The organism is Pseudomonas sp. NPDC087804 (assembly GCF_044742965.1).
Classification (GTDB): Bacteria; Pseudomonadota; Gammaproteobacteria; order Pseudomonadales; family Pseudomonadaceae; genus Aquipseudomonas; species Aquipseudomonas rustica.
This window is the reverse complement of the sequence record NZ_JBIUVN010000030.1, coordinates 1-20303: the sequence shown is the minus strand read 5'-3', so window position 1 is coordinate 20303 and position 20303 is coordinate 1. Positions and strand designations below refer to the sequence as shown.

21 protein-coding genes are annotated in these 20303 nt (G+C 59.8%); 10 read left to right on the top strand and 11 right to left on the bottom strand.

The window, feature by feature from the left end:
- The first annotated feature begins 185 nt into the window (after positions 1 to 185).
- Both ACIOMO_RS24130 and ACIOMO_RS24125 read left to right on the top strand, forming a co-directional pair.
- Positions 186 to 737 carry a cytochrome c oxidase assembly protein gene (locus tag ACIOMO_RS24130; RefSeq protein WP_053125438.1) on the top strand — a complete coding sequence of 184 codons (552 nt, stop codon included), beginning with the start codon at positions 186 to 188 and terminating at the stop codon, positions 735 to 737.
- A 25-nt stretch (positions 738 to 762) separates the two neighbouring features.
- On the top strand, positions 763 to 1650 hold the full coding sequence (locus ACIOMO_RS24125) for a cytochrome c oxidase subunit 3 (RefSeq protein WP_053125435.1): 888 nt from the start codon (positions 763 to 765) through the stop codon (positions 1648 to 1650).
- A 109-nt stretch (positions 1651 to 1759) separates the two neighbouring features.
- On the opposite strand, the gene ACIOMO_RS24120 is transcribed toward ACIOMO_RS24125, so the two are convergent.
- Complete coding sequence (locus tag ACIOMO_RS24120; RefSeq protein WP_007911731.1) at positions 1760 to 1963, bottom strand: twin transmembrane helix small protein; 204 nt, start codon at positions 1961 to 1963, stop codon at positions 1760 to 1762.
- Positions 1964 to 2034: 71 nt separating this feature from the next.
- Here ACIOMO_RS24120 and ACIOMO_RS24115 point away from each other — a divergent pair, with 71 nt between their 5' ends.
- The 5 genes from ACIOMO_RS24115 to ACIOMO_RS24095 are packed head-to-tail and all read left to right on the top strand — an operon-like array spanning position 2035 to position 5943.
- Positions 2035 to 2775 carry an SURF1 family protein gene (locus ACIOMO_RS24115; RefSeq protein ID WP_401243996.1) on the top strand — a complete coding sequence of 247 codons (741 nt, stop codon included), beginning with the start codon at positions 2035 to 2037 and terminating at the stop codon, positions 2773 to 2775.
- Positions 2741 to 3334 (top strand): hypothetical protein, encoded by a 594-nt coding sequence (locus tag ACIOMO_RS24110; RefSeq protein ID WP_159813363.1) that lies wholly within the window; start codon positions 2741 to 2743, stop codon positions 3332 to 3334. The genes ACIOMO_RS24115 and ACIOMO_RS24110 overlap by 35 nt, the downstream gene beginning before the upstream one ends.
- Before the next feature lie 10 nt (positions 3335 to 3344).
- The gene (locus ACIOMO_RS24105) at positions 3345 to 4424 is read left to right on the top strand and encodes a heme A synthase (protein ID WP_400651848.1); all 1080 of its coding nucleotides are present in this window, start codon (positions 3345 to 3347) and stop codon (positions 4422 to 4424) included.
- The gene (cyoE, locus tag ACIOMO_RS24100) at positions 4412 to 5311 is read left to right on the top strand and encodes a heme o synthase (protein WP_401243994.1); all 900 of its coding nucleotides are present in this window, start codon (positions 4412 to 4414) and stop codon (positions 5309 to 5311) included. The genes ACIOMO_RS24105 and cyoE overlap by 13 nt, the downstream gene beginning before the upstream one ends.
- The gene (locus tag ACIOMO_RS24095) at positions 5308 to 5943 is read left to right on the top strand and encodes an SCO family protein (protein ID WP_007911741.1); all 636 of its coding nucleotides are present in this window, start codon (positions 5308 to 5310) and stop codon (positions 5941 to 5943) included. The genes cyoE and ACIOMO_RS24095 overlap by 4 nt, the downstream gene beginning before the upstream one ends.
- A 174-nt stretch (positions 5944 to 6117) precedes the next feature.
- On the opposite strand, the gene ACIOMO_RS24090 is transcribed toward ACIOMO_RS24095, so the two are convergent.
- The 3 genes from ACIOMO_RS24090 to ACIOMO_RS24080 all read right to left on the bottom strand — a co-directional run bounded on the left by ACIOMO_RS24090 (position 6118) and on the right by ACIOMO_RS24080 (position 8699).
- Positions 6118 to 6888, bottom strand: a complete 771-nt coding sequence (locus ACIOMO_RS24090) for a MetQ/NlpA family ABC transporter substrate-binding protein (protein ID WP_159813371.1) — start codon at positions 6886 to 6888, stop codon at positions 6118 to 6120.
- 87 nt (positions 6889 to 6975) lie between these two features.
- Positions 6976 to 7686: a methionine ABC transporter permease gene (locus ACIOMO_RS24085; RefSeq protein WP_172680176.1), complete on the bottom strand. Its 711-nt coding sequence runs from the start codon at positions 7684 to 7686 to the stop codon at positions 6976 to 6978.
- A 5-nt stretch (positions 7687 to 7691) separates the two neighbouring features.
- Positions 7692 to 8699, bottom strand: coding sequence for a methionine ABC transporter ATP-binding protein (locus tag ACIOMO_RS24080; protein ID WP_007911748.1), 1008 nt, complete (start codon positions 8697 to 8699; stop codon positions 7692 to 7694).
- Positions 8700 to 8958: 259 nt separating this feature from the next.
- Between ACIOMO_RS24080 and katE the strand changes: the two genes are divergently transcribed.
- The gene (gene katE, locus ACIOMO_RS24075; protein ID WP_159813445.1) at positions 8959 to 11100 is read left to right on the top strand and encodes a catalase HPII; all 2142 of its coding nucleotides are present in this window, start codon (positions 8959 to 8961) and stop codon (positions 11098 to 11100) included.
- Positions 11101 to 11182: 82 nt separating this feature from the next.
- Here the strand turns inward: katE and ACIOMO_RS24070 are convergent, their stop codons facing one another.
- From ACIOMO_RS24070 to ACIOMO_RS24055, 4 genes are read right to left on the bottom strand one after another with little or no spacing between them, the layout of a single operon-like run.
- Positions 11183 to 11896: a PA5502 family lipoprotein gene (locus ACIOMO_RS24070; protein ID WP_401243991.1), complete on the bottom strand. Its 714-nt coding sequence runs from the start codon at positions 11894 to 11896 to the stop codon at positions 11183 to 11185.
- Positions 11897 to 11933: 37 nt separating this feature from the next.
- Entirely contained in the window at positions 11934 to 12722 is a 789-nt protein-coding gene (gene znuB / locus ACIOMO_RS24065; protein WP_159813375.1) for a zinc ABC transporter permease subunit ZnuB, read from the bottom strand.
- Positions 12715 to 13500 carry a zinc ABC transporter ATP-binding protein ZnuC gene (gene znuC, locus ACIOMO_RS24060; RefSeq protein WP_401243989.1) on the bottom strand — a complete coding sequence of 262 codons (786 nt, stop codon included), beginning with the start codon at positions 13498 to 13500 and terminating at the stop codon, positions 12715 to 12717. The genes znuB and znuC overlap by 8 nt, the downstream gene beginning before the upstream one ends.
- Positions 13500 to 13982 carry a Fur family transcriptional regulator gene (locus ACIOMO_RS24055; RefSeq protein WP_053125415.1) on the bottom strand — a complete coding sequence of 161 codons (483 nt, stop codon included), beginning with the start codon at positions 13980 to 13982 and terminating at the stop codon, positions 13500 to 13502. Before ACIOMO_RS24055 ends, znuC begins: the two co-directional genes overlap by 1 nt.
- A 66-nt stretch (positions 13983 to 14048) precedes the next feature.
- Between ACIOMO_RS24055 and ACIOMO_RS24050 the strand changes: the two genes are divergently transcribed.
- Complete coding sequence (locus ACIOMO_RS24050) at positions 14049 to 14969, top strand: zinc ABC transporter substrate-binding protein ZnuA (protein WP_103302959.1); 921 nt, start codon at positions 14049 to 14051, stop codon at positions 14967 to 14969.
- A gap of 83 nt (positions 14970 to 15052) precedes the next feature.
- On the opposite strand, the gene ACIOMO_RS24045 is transcribed toward ACIOMO_RS24050, so the two are convergent.
- Both ACIOMO_RS24045 and ACIOMO_RS24040 read right to left on the bottom strand, forming a co-directional pair.
- Positions 15053 to 16006, bottom strand: a complete 954-nt coding sequence (locus tag ACIOMO_RS24045) for a homoserine kinase (protein ID WP_401243986.1) — start codon at positions 16004 to 16006, stop codon at positions 15053 to 15055.
- A 54-nt stretch (positions 16007 to 16060) separates the two neighbouring features.
- On the bottom strand, positions 16061 to 16351 hold the full coding sequence (locus ACIOMO_RS24040; RefSeq protein ID WP_053125408.1) for a DUF2782 domain-containing protein: 291 nt from the start codon (positions 16349 to 16351) through the stop codon (positions 16061 to 16063).
- A gap of 74 nt (positions 16352 to 16425) precedes the next feature.
- On the opposite strand from ACIOMO_RS24040, the gene polA reads away from it, so the two are divergent.
- Complete coding sequence (polA, locus tag ACIOMO_RS24035; RefSeq protein WP_401243984.1) at positions 16426 to 19230, top strand: DNA polymerase I; 2805 nt, start codon at positions 16426 to 16428, stop codon at positions 19228 to 19230.
- A 280-nt stretch (positions 19231 to 19510) separates the two neighbouring features.
- Here polA and yihA read toward each other — a convergent pair whose 3' ends face one another.
- Complete coding sequence (gene yihA / locus ACIOMO_RS24030) at positions 19511 to 20155, bottom strand: ribosome biogenesis GTP-binding protein YihA/YsxC (RefSeq protein WP_401243982.1); 645 nt, start codon at positions 20153 to 20155, stop codon at positions 19511 to 19513.
- Between the last annotated feature and the right edge of the window lie 148 nt (positions 20156 to 20303).

Sequence of the window (20303 nt, the reverse complement as noted above, 5' to 3'; positions counted from 1 at the left end):
TAGAGCCCCTGTGGCGAGGGGATTTATCCCCGCTGGGTTGCGAAGCAGCCCCAAAATCTGCAACCGAGGTGTATCAGGCACACCCCATGCGCCGGCTTTACGACTGCTGCGCAGCCGGTCGGGGATAAATCCCCTCACCACAAAGGTATTACCAGGCAAAGGTGATCACCGGGGAGGGTTGAACAATGGCTGACTCGATCTCGATGAAGAAGCTCGTCACCCGCCTCCTCGGCGTGGTGGTGGCGATGTTCGTGTTCGGTTTCGCTTTGGTGCCGATCTACGACGTGATGTGCAAAGCCTTCGGCATCAACGGCAAGACCGGTGGGCAGTACGAGGGTGAGCAGGTGGTCGACACTTCGCGCCAGGTGCGCGTGCAGTTTCTGTCGACCAACAACGTCGACATGCCGTGGGACTTTTACCCCAAGCATGACGAACTCACCGCCAATCCCGGCGCAGTCAACGAGATGATCTTCATCGCGCGCAACCCCACCGACAAACCGATGAGTGCGCAAGCCGTGCCGAGCATCGCGCCGAGCAACGCGGCGGCGTATTTCCACAAGACCGAATGCTTTTGCTTTACCCAGCAAGTGCTGCAGCCCGGTCAGCAGATCGAGATGCCGGTGCGCTTCATTGTTGACCGCGACATGCCCAAGGATGTGAAGCACCTGACGCTGTCCTACACGCTGTTCGATATCACCGCCCGACATCCGCCAGTGGCTGTAAACACTGGCGGTTGAGCGTGCCCGATAAGGAGAACAATAAATGGCAACTCATGAGCATTATTACGTTCCGCCGCAAAGCAAATGGCCGATCATTGCGACCTTCGGCATGGCCATCACCGTGTACGGCTTGGCCGTCTGGTTCAACGATCTAAAGGCGGCGCGCCCGGAATCCCACGGCCCGTACATCTTTTTCGTCGGTGGCCTGTTGCTGGCGTACATGCTGTTCGGCTGGTTCGGCGCGGTGATCAAGGAAAGCCGCGCGGGACTCTACAGCGCGCAGTTGGATCGCTCGTTTCGCTGGGGCATGAGTTGGTTCATCTTTTCCGAGGTGATGTTCTTCGTCGCCTTCTTCGGCGCGCTGTTTTACGTGCGCCACGTCTCCGGCCCGGCGCTCGGCGGGGAAGGCACCAAAGGCATCGCGCACATGCTGTGGCCGAACTTCCAGTTCACCTGGCCGCTGCTGCACACGCCGGATCCGAAACTGTTCCCGCCGCCCAAGGACGTCATCAGCCCGTGGGGCCTGCCGCTGATCAACACGATCCTGCTGGTCAGCTCCAGCGTGACCATCACCATCGCCCACCATGCCTTGAAGAAGGGCCATCGCGGCGCGCTGAAAATCTGGCTGGCGATCACCGTGCTGCTCGGTTGCGCGTTTCTCGGCTTCCAGGCTGAGGAATACATTCACGCCTACCACGAACTGGGCCTGACCCTCGGTTCAGGCATTTATGGCGCGACGTTCTTCATGCTCACCGGGTTCCACGGCGCCCACGTGACCATCGGCACGATCATTCTGTTTGTGATGCTGATGCGGATCATGAAGGGCCACTTCGACAACGAACACCAGTTCGGCTTCGAAGCGGCGAGCTGGTATTGGCACTTCGTCGACGTGGTGTGGATCGGCCTGTTTATCTTCGTTTACGTACTTTAACAACAGCTGCAAGCCACAACAAAAGCTGCAAGCTGCAAGCTTCGAGCTTCAAGGCAAAGCGGTAAGGCTTTTAACTTGTAGCTTGCCGCTTGCCACTTGCAACTAGTGTCTACCACGGTGCATGCGACACCAATTGGCCGCTGTAAAAGCCCCAGGCGATCAAGCCGACGGTGGCAGCGGCCAATGCCACCCGAACACTCAAGGCGATGACCAGGCGATTGGAACTGCTGTCGTCCTTGACCAGGAAAAACAGGCCGCTGAACAGGCTGATCACCGTGGCAATCAGCATCAGGACGATCGCTGTTTTGAGCATGGGAAGAACTCCGGGGGACAGGCGATGCCATTGAGTATAGCGAGCGCAACGACTGACTTTGTGGCGCGGCCATGAAGCGCTTTCGTCCGGGCGTGATTCCGACCGTGGTGGTGGCGTTGTTGTTGCCGCTATTGGTGTCTTTGGGCTTTTGGCAACTGAGCCGAGGCGCGGAGAAAACCGCCCTGCTCGCCAGTTACGCCGAACGTCGCGCGGCCGAGCCGATGGCCAGCACCGAGTTGCCACACACATCCGATCCGGCCTATCGCCGCGTGCACCTGCACGGCCAGTTCGATGCCGCGCACAGTCTGTTGCTGGATAACCGCCAGCGTAACGGCAAGGTCGGCGTCGAGTTGCTGCAACCGTTTCAGGATCAACGCAGCGGTCTGTGGCTGCTGGTCAATCGCGGCTGGTTGCCGTGGCCGGATCGCCGTGTACCGCCGCAATTCACTACGCCCACTGAGGCGTTGAATATCGATGCTTGGGTCTACGTCGCCCCCGGCGCCACTTTCCAGTTGCACGCTGATCCAGTCAGCAGCACCTGGCCACAAACCATCACCGCCGTCGAACCCGCCAAGCTGTGGCAAAGCCTCGACCGCGACGGCTTCGCCTACGAATTACGCGCCGAACCCGGCCCGGCCAGCTACGAGGCCGATTGGCCGGTGGTTGCGATGGGCCCGGAAAAACACCTCGGTTACGCCGTGCAGTGGTTCGCCATGGCCACCGCCCTGCTCGGCCTCTACGTCTATTTGGGCTTGCACAACGCAAAGGAGAAACACCATGGGAACGGCCATGAATCCACCCAGCATGTCTGAGGCGAAACCTGCCGCCAGCCGCCGTCGCGGGCGCATTCAGTTGCTGCTGATTTTGCTCGGCGTGATTGGCCCAATGGTGCTCGCCACCGGCATGTACAAATTGCAGTTCTGGGTGCCGGAGGGTCGCAGCTATCACGGCGAACTGATCGGCAACGGCCAGACCCGCGCTGACCTTGGCGTGCAGGCCGACGAGGATCGTTGGCAGATCCTGGTCACCGCGCCGAAGGATTGCGCGGTGGATTGCCAGCAACTGGTGTATCTGGCGCGGCAGATCCAGATCGGCCTCGGTCGCGATGCCGGCCGCGCCAGCCATGCCCTCGCCGCTGCACAACCGGTCAGCGCTGATTACGACGCCAAGCTCAACCGCGAATATCCACAGCTGCAACGCTACCCGCTGGACGCCGCTGTGTTCAGTAAAACCACGGGCGACAAAGCCACGCCGCAACTGTGGATCATCGACCCCCACGGCAATCTCGTGCTGCGTTATGAGCCGAATGTGAAGGGCAAGGATCTGCTCAACGACCTGCGTCATCTGCTGAAACTGTCGAACATCGGATAAGGGCATCGTCATGGCCAAACCTGGATTTCGCCTCGCGCTGTTTGCCACCCTGCTGGCGCTGATTGTGGTGCTGCTCGGCGCCTATACGCGCCTGACCCACGCCGGCCTCGGCTGTCCGGACTGGCCGGGCTGCTACGGGTTTATCAGCGTGCCGAAAAGCGAAGCGCAACTGGCCCATGCCGAACTGCATTACCCCGACTCGCCGGTGGAGGCGCACAAGGGCTGGAACGAGATGATCCACCGCTACTTCGCCGGCACTCTCGGCATGCTGATTTCGATTCTGGCCGGGCGGGCGTGGGTCAATCGACGTCATCCGGGGCAGCCGTTGAAACTGCCGTTGTTTCTGCTCGCGGTGGTGTTCGCACAAGCGGCGTTCGGCATGTGGACGGTGACGCTCAAGCTCTGGCCGCAGGTGGTCACCGGGCATCTGCTCGGCGGGTTTGCGACCTTGAGTCTGCTGTTTTTGCTGACGCTTAGATTGTCCGGCGTGCTGCCGGCGCTGACCGTGCCCAAGCGTTTGCAGTATTGGGCGACGGCGGGATTACTGTTGGTGATTGGTCAGATCGCGCTGGGTGGCTGGGTCAGTTCCAACTACGCGGCGGTGGCGTGTATCGACTTCCCGACCTGCCACGGGCAGTGGTTGCCGCCAGCGGATTTCGCCAATGGGTTTCATCTGACTCAACACATCGGCCCGAATTATCTCGGCGGGCAACTCGACAGCGATGCGCGCACGGCGATTCACCTGACTCACCGGATCGGCGCGTTGCTGGTGACGTTGGTGCTGCTCGGTCTCGCCTGGCAACTAAAAGTGGTTGGCATGACGCGGTTGGCCGGTCTGGTGCTGATTGCCCTCGCGGCGCAGATCACCCTCGGCATCAGCAACGTGTTGTTCCATCTGCCGCTGCCAGTGGCGGTCGCGCATAACGCCGGCGGGGCCGCGTTGTTGCTGACCATGGTGCTGGTCAATTACCACGCGCGCACCAGTCTGGTTCGAGTCAAACAACCGGTGCTCGCGCGCTGGCGCCTGAGCCCGCGCAAACACGCGGCCGCGCCCATCACTATTAAAGGAGAAACGCCGTGGCGATTCTGATTGGCGAACGTTCCGCCCAAGCGCTGTGGCGAGATTATCTGGAACTGACCAAACCGAAAGTCGTGGTGCTGATGCTGATCACTTCGCTGGTCGGCATGTTCCTCGCGACCCGCGCCGGGGTGCCATGGACGGTGCTGGTGTTCGGCAATCTGGGGATTGCGCTATGTGCCGGTGGCGCGGCGGCGGTCAATCATGTGGTTGATCGGCGCATTGATGCGGTGATGGCGCGTACGCATAAACGGCCGTTGGCCGAGGGCCGGGTTTCGCCCGCAGCGGCGCTGACCTTTGCGTTGGTTCTGGCGCTGCTCGGTCAGGCCTTGTTGCTGACCTTCACCAATCCGCTGACCGCTTGGCTGACCTTGGCCTCGCTGCTCGGTTACGCGGTGATCTACACCGGTTTCCTCAAACGTGCGACGCCACAGAACATCGTCATCGGTGGCCTCGCCGGCGCCGCCCCGCCACTGCTCGGCTGGACGGCTGCCACCGGCCACGTCAGCGCCGAACCGTTGTTGCTGGTGCTGATCATCTTCGCCTGGACGCCGCCGCACTTCTGGGCGCTGGCGATCCATCGCAAAGAGGAATACGCCAAAGCCGACATCCCGATGCTGCCGGTCACCCACGGCGAGCACTACACCAAAGTGCACATTCTGCTGTACACCTTCGCGCTGCTGGCGGTGAGTCTGCTGCCTTACGTGATCCACATGAGCGGCGTGCTCTACCTGATTTGCGCGCTCGCTCTGGGCGCAAGGTTTCTGCAATGGGCCGTGGTGCTGTACCGTGGCACTCGGCCGCACGCGGCGATCAACACCTTCAAGTACTCTATTTGGTACTTGTTTCTGCTGTTCATCGCCCTGCTCGTAGACCACTACTTACTGTTGAACCTATGACTCGAACCCAGAAAACCGTCTTCATCCTCGTCGCCGTGATCGCGCTGATCCTCGGCCTGACCGTCAACAAAGTGCTGAGCGGCAAGGGCCAGGGCGACCCGACGGCGCTGATCGACGCCGGCATCATCCTGCTGCCGCAGAGCCGCAATTTGCCGGACGTGACGATGACCGATCAGGACGGCAAACCGGTGGCGATCAATGAGCTGAAAGGTAAGTGGAGTTTGCTGTTCTTTGGCTACACCTTCTGCCCGGACATCTGCCCGACTACCCTCGCCCAACTGCGCCAGATCAAGAGTGAACTGCCGAAAGACGCTGTGGATAAATTGCAGATCGTGCTGGTCAGCGTTGACCCGAACCGCGATAACCCCAAGCAGTTGAAGCAGTATCTGGGCTACTTTGATCCGCAGTTTGTTGGTCTGACGCCGACCTCGATTGAAGAGCTGCAGAAGGTCGCGAATGCGGTGAGTATTCCGTTTATTCCAGCGGATACGAGTAAGCCGAATTACACCGTCGACCATAGCGGCAACCTCGCGGTGATTGGCCCGGATGGCACCCAGCGCGGCTTTATTCGGGCGCCGTTGAATAATGCCAAACTGGTTGCGCAACTCCCGGTCATGCTAAACCGCAAATAAGAACACCGCCGATCCCTTGTAGGAGTGAGCCTGCTCGCGATGACGTCGGCACATCCAATATTGATGTGACAGCTATACCGCAATCGCGAGCAGGCTCACTCCTACAGGGTCGGTATTTCAAACAAAAAAAGGGGACGCTCATGGCGTCCCCTTTTTTCGTTGCAGCAATCTAAATCAGAACGCCGGCAATACCGCGCCTTTGTACTTCTCGGTAATGAATTTCTTCACTTCCGGACTGTGCAGCGCAGCAGCCAGTTTCTGCATCGCGTCGCTGTCCTTGTTGTCCGGGCGGGACACGAGGATGTTCACGTACGGCGAATCATTACCTTCAATCACCAGCGCATCCTTGGACGGATCGAGCTTGGCTTCCAGCGCGTAGTTGGTGTTGATCAGCGCCAAGTCAACCTGAGTCAGCACGCGCGGGATGGTCGCGGCTTCCAGTTCACGGATTTTCAGGTCTTTCGGGTTGGTCGCGATGTCTTTGACGGTCGACAGGATGTTGGTCGGATCCTTCAACGTGATCACGCCAGCCTTGGCCAGCAGCAACAGCGCACGGCCGCCGTTGGTGGCGTCGTTCGGGATCACCACGTTGGCGCCGCTTGGCAGGTCTTTCAGGTCTTTGATCTTGCTCGAGTAAGCGCCCAGTGGCTCCAGGTGCACACCGGTCACGGCGACCAGGTTGGTGCCTTTGGCCTTGTTGAACTCATCGAGGTACGGCTGGTGCTGGAAGAAGTTGGCGTCCAGACGCTTTTCAGCGACCTGTACGTTCGGCTGAATGTAGTCGGTGAAGACCTTGACCTTCAGATCCACGCCTTCTTTGGCCAGGGCTGGCTTCACGAACTCGAGGATTTCTGCGTGCGGCACCGGGGTGGCGGCAACGGTCAGGGTTTCGGCGTGGGCCGAGAATGCTGCAACGGCAGCGAAAGCAGCGATCAGTTTTTTCATTCAGCTAACTCCTTATGAGGCGCCCGTCTGGCGCCCGTCTGGCGCCTGCCAGCGAATGGCCGGCTCATCTGTTCAATACAAAACCGCTTATTTGCGCGAGAAATGCACGACCAAACGGTCGCCCACCATCTGCAGCACTTGCACCAGAATCAGCAGCAACACCACGGTGACGATCATCACGTCAGTCTGGAAACGCTGGTAGCCGAAACGGATCGCCAGGTCACCCAGACCACCGGCGCCGACCACACCGGCCATTGCCGTGTAGGAAACCAGTGTAATCGCCGTCACCGTAATCGCTGCATAGATGCCCGGACGGGCTTCTGGCAGCAATGCGTTGAGAATGATCTGCCGCGTGGTCGCGCCCATGGCCTGGGTCGCTTCGATGATGCCGCGATCGACTTCACGCAGCGCGGTTTCCACCAGACGCGCGAAGAACGGCGTGGCACCCACCACCAGCGGCGGAATCGCACCGGCCACGCCCAGCGACGTACCCGTGATCAGCACGGTGAGCGGGATCATCACGATCAACAGAATAATGAACGGCAGCGAACGCAGGATGTTCACCGCCAACGACATGATCGCGTAGAGAACGCGGTTTTCCAGCAACTGGCGCGGGCTGCAGAGAAACAGCAGCACGCCCAGCGGCAGGCCGAGCAACACGGTGAACAGCAGCGAGCCGCCGAGCATCATCATGGTGTCGTTGGTGGCCAGGCCGATTTCCAGCCAGTCGATGTTCTGGAAGAACAGCTTGATGGCTTCTATCGCGGCGTCGTAGTTCTTGATTGCAGCGTCGAACATTTCCATTAACGCAGCACCTCCATGTGGACATCAGCGGCGGTGAAGCGGGCGAATGCCGCTTCCATGTCGCCACCGGTGACGGCCAGGGTCAATTGCCCGTAGGGGATGTCTTTGATGCGGTCGATACGACCGGCGAGGATGCTGTAGTCGACCCCGGTTTCCCGGGCGACAGTACCGAGCAAAGGCGCGTAGGTCGCTTCGCCCTGGAAGGTCAGACGGACGATACGGCCCGGCACGTGCGCGAAATCATCACGCTGCTCGCCTTCATCGACCTGCTCGTCTTCCTGAACAAAACGCTTGGTGGTCGGGTGCTGCGGATGCAGGAACACATCGGCCACCGAACCTTGCTCGACGATCACGCCAGCGTCCATCACCGCCACTTGATCGCAAACACGACGGATCACGTCCATCTCGTGGGTGATCAGGACGATGGTCAGTTTCAGCTCGCGGTTGATCTCGGCCAGCAGTTGCAGCACCGAGGCCGTGGTCTGTGGGTCGAGGGCACTCGTGGCCTCGTCGCACAGCAGAATCTTCGGCTTGGTCGCCAGAGCGCGGGCGATGCCGACGCGCTGCTTCTGGCCGCCGGACAATTGCGCCGGGTACTTTTTGGCGTGGTCGGACAAACCGACGCGCGCCAGCAGTTCAGCCACACGCTGATTGATCTCGCTGGTCGATAATTCACCGGCCAGGGTCAGCGGCAACGCAACGTTGTCGGCGACGGTCTTCGAGGCCAACAGGTTGAAGTGCTGGAAGATCATCCCGACTTGCTGACGGAAACGGCGCAGGCCTTTGGCGTCGAGCGCGGTGACTTCTTCACCGTCGACGAAGATCTTGCCGCCGCTGGAATCTTCCAGGCGATTGATCAGACGCAGCAGGGTACTTTTTCCCGCACCGGAATGGCCGATCAGGCCGTAGACCTGACCGTTCTCAATCGAGAGACTGGTCGGGTGCAGCGCGGGAATATCCTTACCGGCGACGCGGTAAGTCTTGTGGACGTTTTGAAACTCGATCACGTAGCGAACCTTGTGGGGCGCGTTAGAAAAGGATCAGCGGTTAGCCGGGCGCGCATTTTAGCCTGTCCGTATAGAGGTTCTTAGCATTTATTTCGCAATTAACCTTCGATTTGGCAATAACAAGATCAAAGGTCATAAAAAAGGAACGCTCCGAGCGCCTCATCAGTCACTAAGTAAGCGACTTGAAAACCCTGGGTGCCGTGCCCGGGAACCACTCAAGAGTCCCCGGCAAACACGGGGTCAACCGAGGAGTTTACGACTGATGAGCAAGAAGCCTACGTCCGACAAAAGCCAGATGGCCGGAACCGATGCCCCGGATCGAGCCAACACCAACGCCAAACTCGACAGCCTGGAGAAATTCCGCTCCGACGCCACTGGCCAAGCCCTGCGCACCAATCAGGGCGTCAAGATTGCTGACAACCAGAACACCCTGAAGGCCGGCCCGCGCGGGCCATCGCTGCTTGAAGACTTCATCATGCGTGAAAAAATCACGCACTTTGACCATGAACGCATCCCGGAGCGCATCGTCCACGCGCGCGGCACTGGCGCCCATGGTTTCTTTCAGGCTTACGAGAACCATTCGACGCTGACCAAGGCCGGTTTCCTACAGGATCCGGGGAAAAAGACGCCGGTGTTTGTGCGCTTTTCCACGGTGCAGGGCCCGCGTGGTTCCGGCGATACAGTACGCGACGTGCGCGGTTTCGCGGTGAAGTTCTTCACCGATGAAGGCAACTTCGACCTGGTCGGCAACAACATGCCGGTCTTCTTCATTCAAGACGCGATCAAGTTTCCCGACTTCGTCCACGCAGTGAAACCCGAGCCGCACAATGAAATCCCTACCGGTGGCTCTGCCCACGACACCTTCTGGGATTTCGTCTCGCTGGTGCCGGAATCAGCGCACATGGTCATCTGGGCGATGTCTGACCGGGCGATCCCGAAAAGCCTGCGCAGCATGCAAGGCTTCGGCGTGCACACCTTCCGGCTGATCAACGCCGAAGGCAAATCGCGCTTCGTCAAATTCCACTGGCGCCCTACTGCCGGCACTTGCTCGCTGGTGTGGGACGAGGCGCAGAAGCTCGCCGGTAAAGACACCGACTACCATCGCCGCGACCTCTGGGAAGCGATCGAGATGGGCGACTACCCGGAATGGGAACTCGGCGTGCAGATCATCGAGGAGGAAAACGAGCACGACTTCGATTTCGACATCCTCGACCCGACCAAGCTGATCCCCGAAGAAATCGTGCCGATCACGCCGCTGGGCAAAATGACCTTGAACCGCAACCCGGACAACTTCTTCGCCGAGACCGAGCAGGTTGCGTTCTGCCCTGGTCACATCGTGCCGGGCATCGACTTCTCCAATGACCCGCTGCTGCAAGGTCGGCTGTTTTCCTACACCGATACGCAAATCAGCCGACTCGGTGGGCCGAACTTTCACGAGCTGCCGATCAACCGCCCGGTCGCGCCATTCCACAACGGCCAGCGCGATGCGCAGCACCGTACGGTGATCGACAAGGGCCGTGCTTCCTACGAGCCGAACTCGATTGATGGCGGCTGGCCGAAAGAAACCCCGCCTGCCGCGCAGGACGGTGGTTTTGAAAGTTATCCAGAGCGCATCGACGCGAACAAGATCCGTCAGCGCAGCGAGTCGTTCAGCGATCACTTTTCCCAAGCGACGTTGTTCTTCAACAGCATGAGCGACCACGAGAAAGAGCACATCATCGCGGCCTACAGCTTCGAACTGGGCAAGGTTGAACGCGAGTTCATCCGCGCGCGCGAGGTGAACGAGATTCTGGCCAACATTGATCTGGAACTGGCCAAGCGTGTAGCGGCCAACCTGGGTCTGCCTGCGCCTACCAAAGGCACGGTGGATGCGCGCAAGGTGTCGTTCGATCACTCGCCAGCGTTGAGCCAGGCGAATCTGCTGCCAGAGAATATCAAAACCCGCAAAGTGGCGATTCTTGCTGCTAACGGCGTCGATGGTGCGGCGATTGATGCGATGAAGAAGGCATTGGCGGCGGAAGGTGCGCACGCGAAATTGCTCGGCCCGACTTCGGCGCCGGTGAAAACTGCGGACGGCAAAATGTTGCCTGTGGATGCTTCAATGGAAGGCATGCCGTCGGTGATTTTCGATGCGGTGTTTGTGCCGGGCGGCGCGGCGTCGGTCAAGGCCTTGAGCGGTGACGGCGTGGCGTTGCACTACGTGCTGGAGGCTTACAAGCATTTGAAGGCGATTGCGTTGCAGGGTGATGCCAAGCAGCTGCAGGATCTGCTGAAACTGGAAGCGGATGCCGGGTTGTTGCAAGGCAAGGATGTACCGGCGCTGACCAAGCCGTTCTTTGCTGCGATTGGGCAGCATCGGGTTTGGGCTCGTGAGCCTAAGGCTAAAGCGATTCCAGCTTAAAAAGCAAAAGATCGCAGCCTTCGGCAGCTCCTACAGGGTGTACCTCAATCCCATGTAGGAGCTGCCGCAGGCTGCGATCTTTTTACGGTTTACGCGGACTCAAAACCATCTGCGCCGGCACCGTGCGCACGATCTGATTCTCAATCTTCAGATCAAAATCCGGGTTCAATTTCTTCACCCGCTTGGTCAGCAACGTCGACAACCAAGGATAGTCATTCGTCCGTGGTGCCTGAATCGTCACCCCACACTCATAATTCACCACATCGGCGGCGATCGCATCCAGTTGGCGGCGAAGTTTGTGGCTATCGGTGATATTCAGCGCAACCGTGGTGCTCTCGGCGGTCGGATCGATCACCTTGGCTTTCGGCTTGGCCTCAGCGGCCAGCAGCGCTGCTTCAGCCTTCTCCAGCTCAGCCTTGCGCGCTTCAGTAATCGCGCCGTTGACGCCACCGGTCAGCGCCGGCGCTTTCGGCATCAGCACGCGAGCACGGCTCAATGCCGTAGCGGCGGCATTCACATCACCCTTCTGCAACACAATCTGGCTGCGACGCAGATACGCTTCGGCCAATTGCCGCTGGTATTGCTCAAGGGATTGATCATTGGGAGTTTCTTTCTGCAAAGCAGCCAATTGGTCTTCAGCGGTGGCCAGTTCGCTGCTGGCCAGGCTTTGCTCCAGCTGTGCGATGGCCGTAGCTCGCGCATCGGGGGTTTCAACCACCGGTGGGGTACTTTGGCAGGCGCCCAGCAGCACTGAAAATGCGACAAGGAGCAGATAACGGGAGGCGAACGGCTTCATTCCTGCGACTCTCTATTTGCGCAAAAAGCGGCCAAGTCTACACCCCACGACGGGGCAGAACAAAACTCAGCAGAAACAGTGCGGCCGCCGTCACAACGATTGACGGGCCTGCCGGGGTGTCCTTGAACCATGACAAAGCAAGGCCGCCACACACCGCGACCATACCCAGCAGGCTCGCGCCGACCGCCATCTGCTCCGGCGATCGGGCGTGACGCTGTGCCGCAGCCGCCGGAATGATCAGCAGTGAAGTAATCAGCAACACACCGACGATTTTCATCGCCACCGCGATCACCACCGCAATCAACAACATCAGCGCCATGCGCAGACCTGCAACCGGTAGGCCTTCGACCTTGGCCAGCTCTTCATGCACGGTGATCGCCAGCAATGGCCGCCACAATGTCACCAGCAACACCAGCACCGCCGCGCTGCCGCCGAGGATCCACGCCAGATCAGTCGGGCTGATCGCCAGCAGGTCGCCGAACAGATAGGCCATCAGGTCGATCCGCACTTCATGCATGAAGCTTAGTACCACCAGGCCGAGAGAGAGCGTGCTCGGTGCGAGAATTCCCAAAAGCGTGTCAGACGCCAGCGGTTGGCGCTGTTGCAAAGTCACCAAAAGCACCGCCAGCAGCAGACAGCCTACGGTGACCGCGACCGTCGGGCTGACATCCAGCAAAAAGCCCAGCGCCACACCGAGCAGCGCAGCGTGGGACAAGGTGTCGCCGAAATAGGCCATGCGCCGCCAGACCACGAACGAACCCAGCGGACCTGCAACGATCGCCAGCGCCAGACCTGCAAGCAGGGCATACAACAGAAAATCAGCCATGCTTGCAGTTGTCTCCGTGAACGTGAGGTTGGCCAATCACCGGCCCTTTGACCACCGAACCGTGCAGGTCGTGAGCGTGATCGTGATGGTGGTGATAGACCGCCAGGCTCTGCGCGTTCTTGCCGAACAGCTCGACAAACGCCGGATCGCCGCTGACCTGCTCGGGATGCCCGGAGCAGCAGACGTGACGGTTGAGGCAGACCACCTGGTCGGTGGTGCTCATCACCAGATGCAAATCGTGGGACACCATCAGCACGCCGCAGCCATGGCGATCGCGCAGACGGGTGATCAGGCTGTACAACTCGGCTTGCCCAGCGACGTCGACGCCTTGCACCGGCTCATCGAGCACCAGCAATTCCGGCTCGCGCAGCAATGCCCGCGCCAGCAATACGCGCTGCATTTCACCGCCGGAAACGCTTTGCACCGGGCTGTCGATGACGTGCTCGGCGCCGACTTCTTTCAACGCGGCCAGCGCACGCGGACGGTCAACGCCTGGCACCAGACGCAGAAAGCGCAGCACCGACAGCGGCAAGGTCGGATCGACGTGGAGTTTTTGCGGCATATAGCCGACGCGCAGCTTCGGCTTGCGCCAGACGCTGCCGCTGTTCGGCTTCAACAGCCCGAGCACGGCGCGCACCAGTGTGGTCTTGCCGGCGCCGTTAGGGCCGATCAGGGTGACGATCTGCCCCGGCTCGACGCTCAGCTCGATATTGTCCAGCACAGCCTGCCCGGCAAATGTGACGGCGACCTGCTCCAGACGGATCAGCGCATTGCTCATCAAGCCCCCTGGCAACCGGAGCACAGACCGACGACTTCGACGGTCTGCGCTTCGACGATGAAACCAACGTCTTTGGCGCTGTTGATAATCGCGTCGCTGATCACTTTTTGCTCAAGTTCGATGGCGGCGTGGCATTCGCGGCAAATCAAGAACTGGCCCTGATGCGCGTGCTCCGGATGGACGCAGCCTACGAAGGCGTTCAGCGAAGAGATGCGGTGCACCAGGCCGTTTTCCAGGAGGAAGTCCAGCGCACGGTACACGGTTGGCGGCGCGGCGCGGCGGCCATCCTGCTCGCTCAGCACCGCAAGAATGTCGTAGGCGCCCAGCGGTTTGTGGCTTTGCCACACCAATTCCAGCACCCGGCGGCGCAACGCGGTCAGGCGCAAGCCTTTCTGGGCGCACAAGGTATCGGCCTCGGACAAAGCGCTGTGCACGCAATGTGAGTGGTCGTGGGGACGGCTGGCAATCGGTGTAATAGGCATGGGCGGCGACGAGTTTTGATAGAGACGTTATTATGTTACCCGTTCTCGCCTCCTTGAGTGGTCATCGTGTCCCGACTTTTTTCTGTTTTTGTGGCTTTTGTCGCCAGTTTTCTGCTGATCGGTTCGGCTCAGGCCGAGGTCAAAGTCCTCACCAGCATCAAGCCGTTGCAGCTGATTGCAGCGGCCGTGCAGGACGGTGTGGCGATTCCCGAAGTGCTGCTGCCGCCGGGTGCCTCGCCGCACAATTACGCGCTGCGGCCATCCGACGTACGGAAGGTGCAATCGGTCGATCTGCTCTACTGGATCGGCCCGGACATGGAAGGATTCCTGCCGCGCGTGCTGAACGGTCGTACGCTGCCGAGCGTGGCGGTGCAGGATCTGCCGGGGATGAAGCTGCGGCGTTTTGCTGAAGACAGCCACTCCCACGCCGAAGAGGCCGACGAGCATGATCACGATCATCGCCCGGGCACACTGGATGCGCATTTGTGGCTGTCGCCGGTGAATGCGCGGGTGATCGCCGACAAGATGGCCGCAGACTTGAGCGCCGCCGACCCCGCGAATGCCGAGCGTTATCAGAGTAACGCCAAGGCGTTTGATGAGCGTCTGGATGCATTGGATCAGCGCTTGAAGCAGCGTCTGGCCAGCGTTGAAGGCAAGCCGTACTTCGTCTTTCACGAAGCGTTTGATTACTTTGAAGAGGCTTACGGCCTGAAGCACACCGGGGTGTTCAGCGTGGCCGCCGAAGTGCAACCGGGCGCGCAGCATGTCGCGGCGATGCGCAAGCGTTTGCAGGAAGTCGGCAAAACCTGTGTGTTCAGCGAGCCGCCGTTGCGTCCGCGTCTGGCGGAGACATTGGTCGCTGGCCTGCCAGTGAAACTGGCTGAGCTGGATGCGTTGGGCGGGTACACCCCGGCGACGGCTCAGGGGTATGAGCAGGTGTTGGAAAAGTTGGGTAATGATCTGGCCGGGTGCCTGGAATCTCTGTAAACCCATAGAAAAAGATCGCAGCCTTCGGCAGCTCCTACAGGTGATTCCATGTAGGAGCTGCCGAAGGCTGCGATCTTTTGATCTTAAAGCGCGAAAGGCAACGGTGTGTGCACCTGCTGCCGCTGCGCCAATTTCTGCTGAAATTCCCGCGGATCGTGAATCAACACGTCCTGCCCGGCAAACTGCTCCGCCGCGATCAACCGCGACAGCCAGAACCGCACACACGCCACCCGCAGCATCGTTGGCCACAACTCAGCCTCCGCCGCCGTGAACGGCCGTAGCGCCGCATAAGCGCCAAGGAATGCGCGGGCACGCGGGCCATCGATCAAACCTTCTTCGTCCGAACACCAGTCGTTCAAGGCAATCGCCACGTCGTACAGCATCGGCCCCGAGCAGGCGTTGTAGAAGTCGATCAGCCCGGTCAGGTGCGTGCCTTCGAACATCGCGTTATCGCGAAACAAATCCGCATGAATGTTCGCCCGAGGCAGCGCGAGAATCTTCTCTTTACGCTCGCTGATTTCATCCAGCGCCTTTTGCAGCAAGGCACGCGGCTCATCGCTCAGGTGCGAGAGAAATTCGCTGCCCTCTTCCAGCATCCAGTCCAGGCCACGATCGGTCTTGCGCTTGATCATGCGCTCGCCCTGCGTCGCCAGGTGCAAGTGCGCCTGCAACTCGCCGACCTGCGCGCAATGCTGGGCATTGGCGATTTTGATGTGTTTGCCGGACAGGCGAGGTTGCAACAGCGCCGGCTTGCCTTTCAGCTCACGCAACGCCACGCCGTCTGTGGTGCGCAGTGCGTACGGCACCGGCAGATCGGCTTCGTGGAGCACGTCGAGCAGGTCGATGAAGAACGGCATCTCCTGCACCGGGCCGCGCTCGACCAGGGTCAGGACAAATTCGCCCTGCTCCAGGCTGATAAAGAAATTGGTGTTTTCGCTGCCGGCGGCGATCCCCTGGAAATCAAGCAGACGGCCTAGCCCGTAAGGGGCGAGAAAGGTTTCCAGCTCGGGCCGAGCCAGGGGCGTGAACACAGACATGTTTTAACTGCCAGTACGGGCGCCGCCAATTGCGGCGCCGGGTGAATTAAAAACTTACTTCCATTCGAAAATCTTCCATGACGGAATCAGCATATCCGGCTGATCCGAGCGGATGAAGTTGGCATCCGTCCCGTCGGCACGCACCAGAAAGTACGGCGGAAAGCCTTTCTGGGTCACTTTGATCGCATAGAGGAAACCGTTCTGGCGGTACTCCTGAATGGTCTTGTCGCCTTCCGTGCGGATGGTAACTTCCGGCTCCCCTGTCGGTGCATCATCCGCCGCTATCGCGGCCAACGGTGAGGCAGCAATCAGACCGACCAGCAGCAAGCGATTTAACGTACGCATGATAACCTTGTCCCTTTGTCGTCAACGGTCCCGCTATTCTAGCGCCGGACCCGCCGAAAAGGTTGATCCTGCTCATGAGCCAAGCCCCCCTCGTCCTGGTGGACGGTTCGTCTTACCTGTACCGCGCCTTTCACGCGCTGCCACCACTGACCACTTCCAAAGGCCTGCCGACCGGTGCGGTCAAAGGCGTGCTGAACATGCTCAAGAGTCTGCGCAAGCAGTACCCGGACAGCCCGTTCGCCGTGGTGTTCGACGCCAAGGGTGGGACATTTCGCGATGAGATGTACGCCGAATACAAAGCCAACCGCCCAAGCATGCCCGACGACATGCGCGTGCAGATCGAGCCGTTGCACCAGAGCGTGATCGCCCTCGGTTTCCCGCTGCTATGCGTGGAAGGCGTCGAGGCTGATGACGTGATCGGCACCCTCGCCCGCAGCAGCGCGGCGGCGGATCGTCCGGTGATCATCTCCACTGGCGACAAGGACATGGCGCAACTGGTCGATGGCCACATTACCTTGGTCAACACCATGTCCGGTAGCTCGATGGACGTAGAAGGCGTGAAAGAGAAATTCGGCGTCGCACCGGAGCAGATCATCGATTATCTGGCGCTGATGGGCGATTCGTCCGACAACATTCCAGGCGTTCCGGGCATCGGCCCGAAGACCGCTTCCGGCTTGCTGGTCGGCGTCAACGGTGGCCTCACCGAGTTGTACGCCAATCTCGACATCGTCCCGACCCTGCCGATTCGCGGCGCGAAAACCTTGCCGGCCAAGCTCGAAGAGCACAAGGAGATGGCATTCCTCTCCTATCAACTGGCGACGATCAAGATCGATGTGCCGCTGGACGTCGAACTCGACGATTTGCAGATGGGCGCGGAAGACCCGGCCAAGCTCTACGAGCTGTACTCGCTGCTGGAATTCAAAAGCTGGATCAATGATCTGGATCGCGACGCCAAACGTCTGGAATTGAGCGCGGCCAGCGAGCCTGCACCGGCTGGGGATCTGTTCAGCGCGCCAGATATCGAAACTCCTGCTGCTCCGACCGAAGCGGCGTACGAAACCATCCTCGATCAGGCACGTTTTGATGCCTGGCTGGAAAAACTCAACAACGCCAAGCTGTTCGCCTTCGACACCGAAACCACCGGCATCGACGCGCAGCAGGCGCAACTGGTCGGTCTGTCGTTCGCCGTGCAGGCCAACGAGGCCGCGTACATTCCGCTGACCCACTCCTACATCGGCGTGCCGGAACAGCTGGATCGCGACACCGTATTGCGCGCCCTCAAACCAATTCTGGAAGACCCGAGCAAGCTCAAGGTCGGCCAGCACGCCAAGTTCGACATGAACATCCTGGCCAACTGCGCCATCGGTGGTGATCAGAGCCAAGGCATCACCGTGCGCGGCATCGCCTTCGACACGATGCTTGAGTCCTACGTGCTCAACTCCACCGCGACGCGCCACGACATGGACAGCCTCGCGCAGAAGTATCTGGATCACACCACCGTGAGCTTCCAGGACATCGCCGGCAAAGGCGCCAAGCAGCTGACTTTCGACCAGATCGCGCTGGAACAGGCCGGCCCGTACGCCGCCGAAGACGCCGACATCACCCTGCGTCTGCACCAGACTCTGTTCGAAAAACTCAGCGCGATCCCGAGCCTGGCCAGCGTACTGACCGACATCGAGATTCCGCTGGTGCCGGTGCTGGCGCGCATCGAACGCCAGGGCGCGTTCGTTGACGCGGAGCTGCTCGGCATCCAGAGCATCGAGTTGGGCAACAAAATGGTCGCGCTGGAGCGCGAAGCGTTCGAGATCGCCGGGGAAGAATTCAACCTCGGCTCGCCGAAGCAACTGGGCGTGATTCTCTACGAGAAGCTTGGTTTGCCGGTGCTGAAGAAGACTGCCAAAGGCCAGCCGTCCACTGCTGAAGAAGTGTTGGCGAAACTCGCTGAAGACGATCACCGCTTGCCGAAGGTGCTGATGGAGCACCGCTCGATGAGCAAGCTGAAAAGCACTTACACCGATCGCCTGCCGGAGCAGATCAACCCGCGCACCGGGCGCATCCACACCTCGTATCATCAGGCGGTGGCGTCGACCGGTCGCTTGTCCTCCAGCGATCCTAACCTGCAGAACATTCCGGTGCGCACCGCTGAAGGTCGACGCATTCGTCAGGCGTTCGTCGCGCCGAAAGGCTACAAACTGCTGGCGGCGGACTATTCGCAGATCGAACTGCGGATCATGGCGCACCTGTCCAAGGACGAAGGCTTGATGAACGCCTTCCGCAACAATCTCGACGTGCACACCGCGACCGCTGCCGAAGTGTTCAAGGTCGAACTGCACGAAGTCAGCTCCGATCAGCGCCGTGGCGCCAAGGCGATCAACTTCGGCCTGATCTACGGCATGGGCGCGCAGAAGCTCGGCAAGGACATCGGCGTCGACACCAAGACTGCCAAGGCTTACATCGACACCTACTTCGCCCGCTATCCGGGGGTTCGCGAGTACATGGATCGCACCCGCGCGCAGGCGGCGGATCAGGGTTATGTCGAGACGTTCTTTGGCCGTCGTCTTTATTTGCCGGAGATCAACTCGAACAAGCCGCAGGAACGCGCTGCCGCCGAACGCACGGCGATCAACGCGCCGATGCAGGGCACCGCTGCCGACATCATCAAGAAAGCCATGGTGGCGGTGGATGAATGGCTGGCGACGTCCGGGCTGGACGCTCGCGTCATCCTGCAGGTACACGATGAATTGGTGCTGGAGGTTCGCGAGGATCTGGTCGAACACGTCAGCGCCGAAATCCGCGTGCACATGAGCGAAGCGGCGAAACTGGATGTACCGCTGCTGGTCGAAGTGGGTGTGGGCAACAATTGGGATGAGGCTCACTGAGCCATTTGATGTCGGTCGCCGCGACATAGCGTCGCGGCAGACCTGATAAATCCTGCTTATTTCGAAAAGCGCTTGGGGTTATTCCAAAGCTTTTTGAAAATAATCTGAACTAATCTGGAAGGTCACTACTCAGAGTTACTGAATGGCTGGTGAAGCCCTTCAATGCTCCTATGTTGTGTTAAGTGTTGGCAGATATCTGAACCCCGCCCTAGCGGTTCGGAACTTAAACCCCGGAATTTCTCCCTCCCCAATGAAATCCGGGGCTTTTTTTGCCTGCGATTTACTCAGCAGGCAATTCAGAGCCCTTATCAGCCAGTTCCATCCAGCCTGCAAGTACAGTGTAGGCGTCTTCCAGGCCCATGCGTTTTGGTGCGGAGAACAGTTGGATGGTGACTTGATCGCCCCAGCCTTTGCGAATTTCCGACTGCACTTTGAGCAGGGTGTTTTTGGCTGCGCCGTAGGTCAGTTTGTCGGCCTTGGTCAGCAGGATGTGCATCGGCATGCCGGCCGCAACGGCCCAGTCGAGCATCAGCAAGTCGAAGTCGGTCATTGGATGACGGATGTCCATCATCAAAATCAAACCCTTCAAACTCTCGCGGCCACCGAGGTAAGCCTCAAGGTGACGCTGCCAGTGCATCTTCAGCGGGATCGGTACTTTTGCATAACCGTAGCCCGGCAGGTCGACCAGACGGCGATCTTCGTCTAGCTTGAAGAAGTTCAACAGCTGTGTGCGACCCGGAGTTTTCGAGGTGCGCGCCAGGCTGGCGTGAGTCAATGTGTTCAGCGCGCTGGATTTACCGGCGTTGGAACGGCCGGCAAACGCGACTTCGAAGCCTTCGTCGTCAGGGCATTGATCGACTTTGGCGGCACTGAGCATGAACGTGGACTGTTGGCACAGGCCGAGGATGGGATTCTTGAGTTGCATGGGATTTCCGATGTGGGCGGCGCCGGGATTGGGCGCGGAACGCGGTGTCGCTTCCGTTTCAGTGACGCCAGTATATAATGCCGCAGATTTTGTGTGTGCTTTGTCCCAGCGAAGGATGAAATTCACGAGAGCGACAGACTTTGATTGC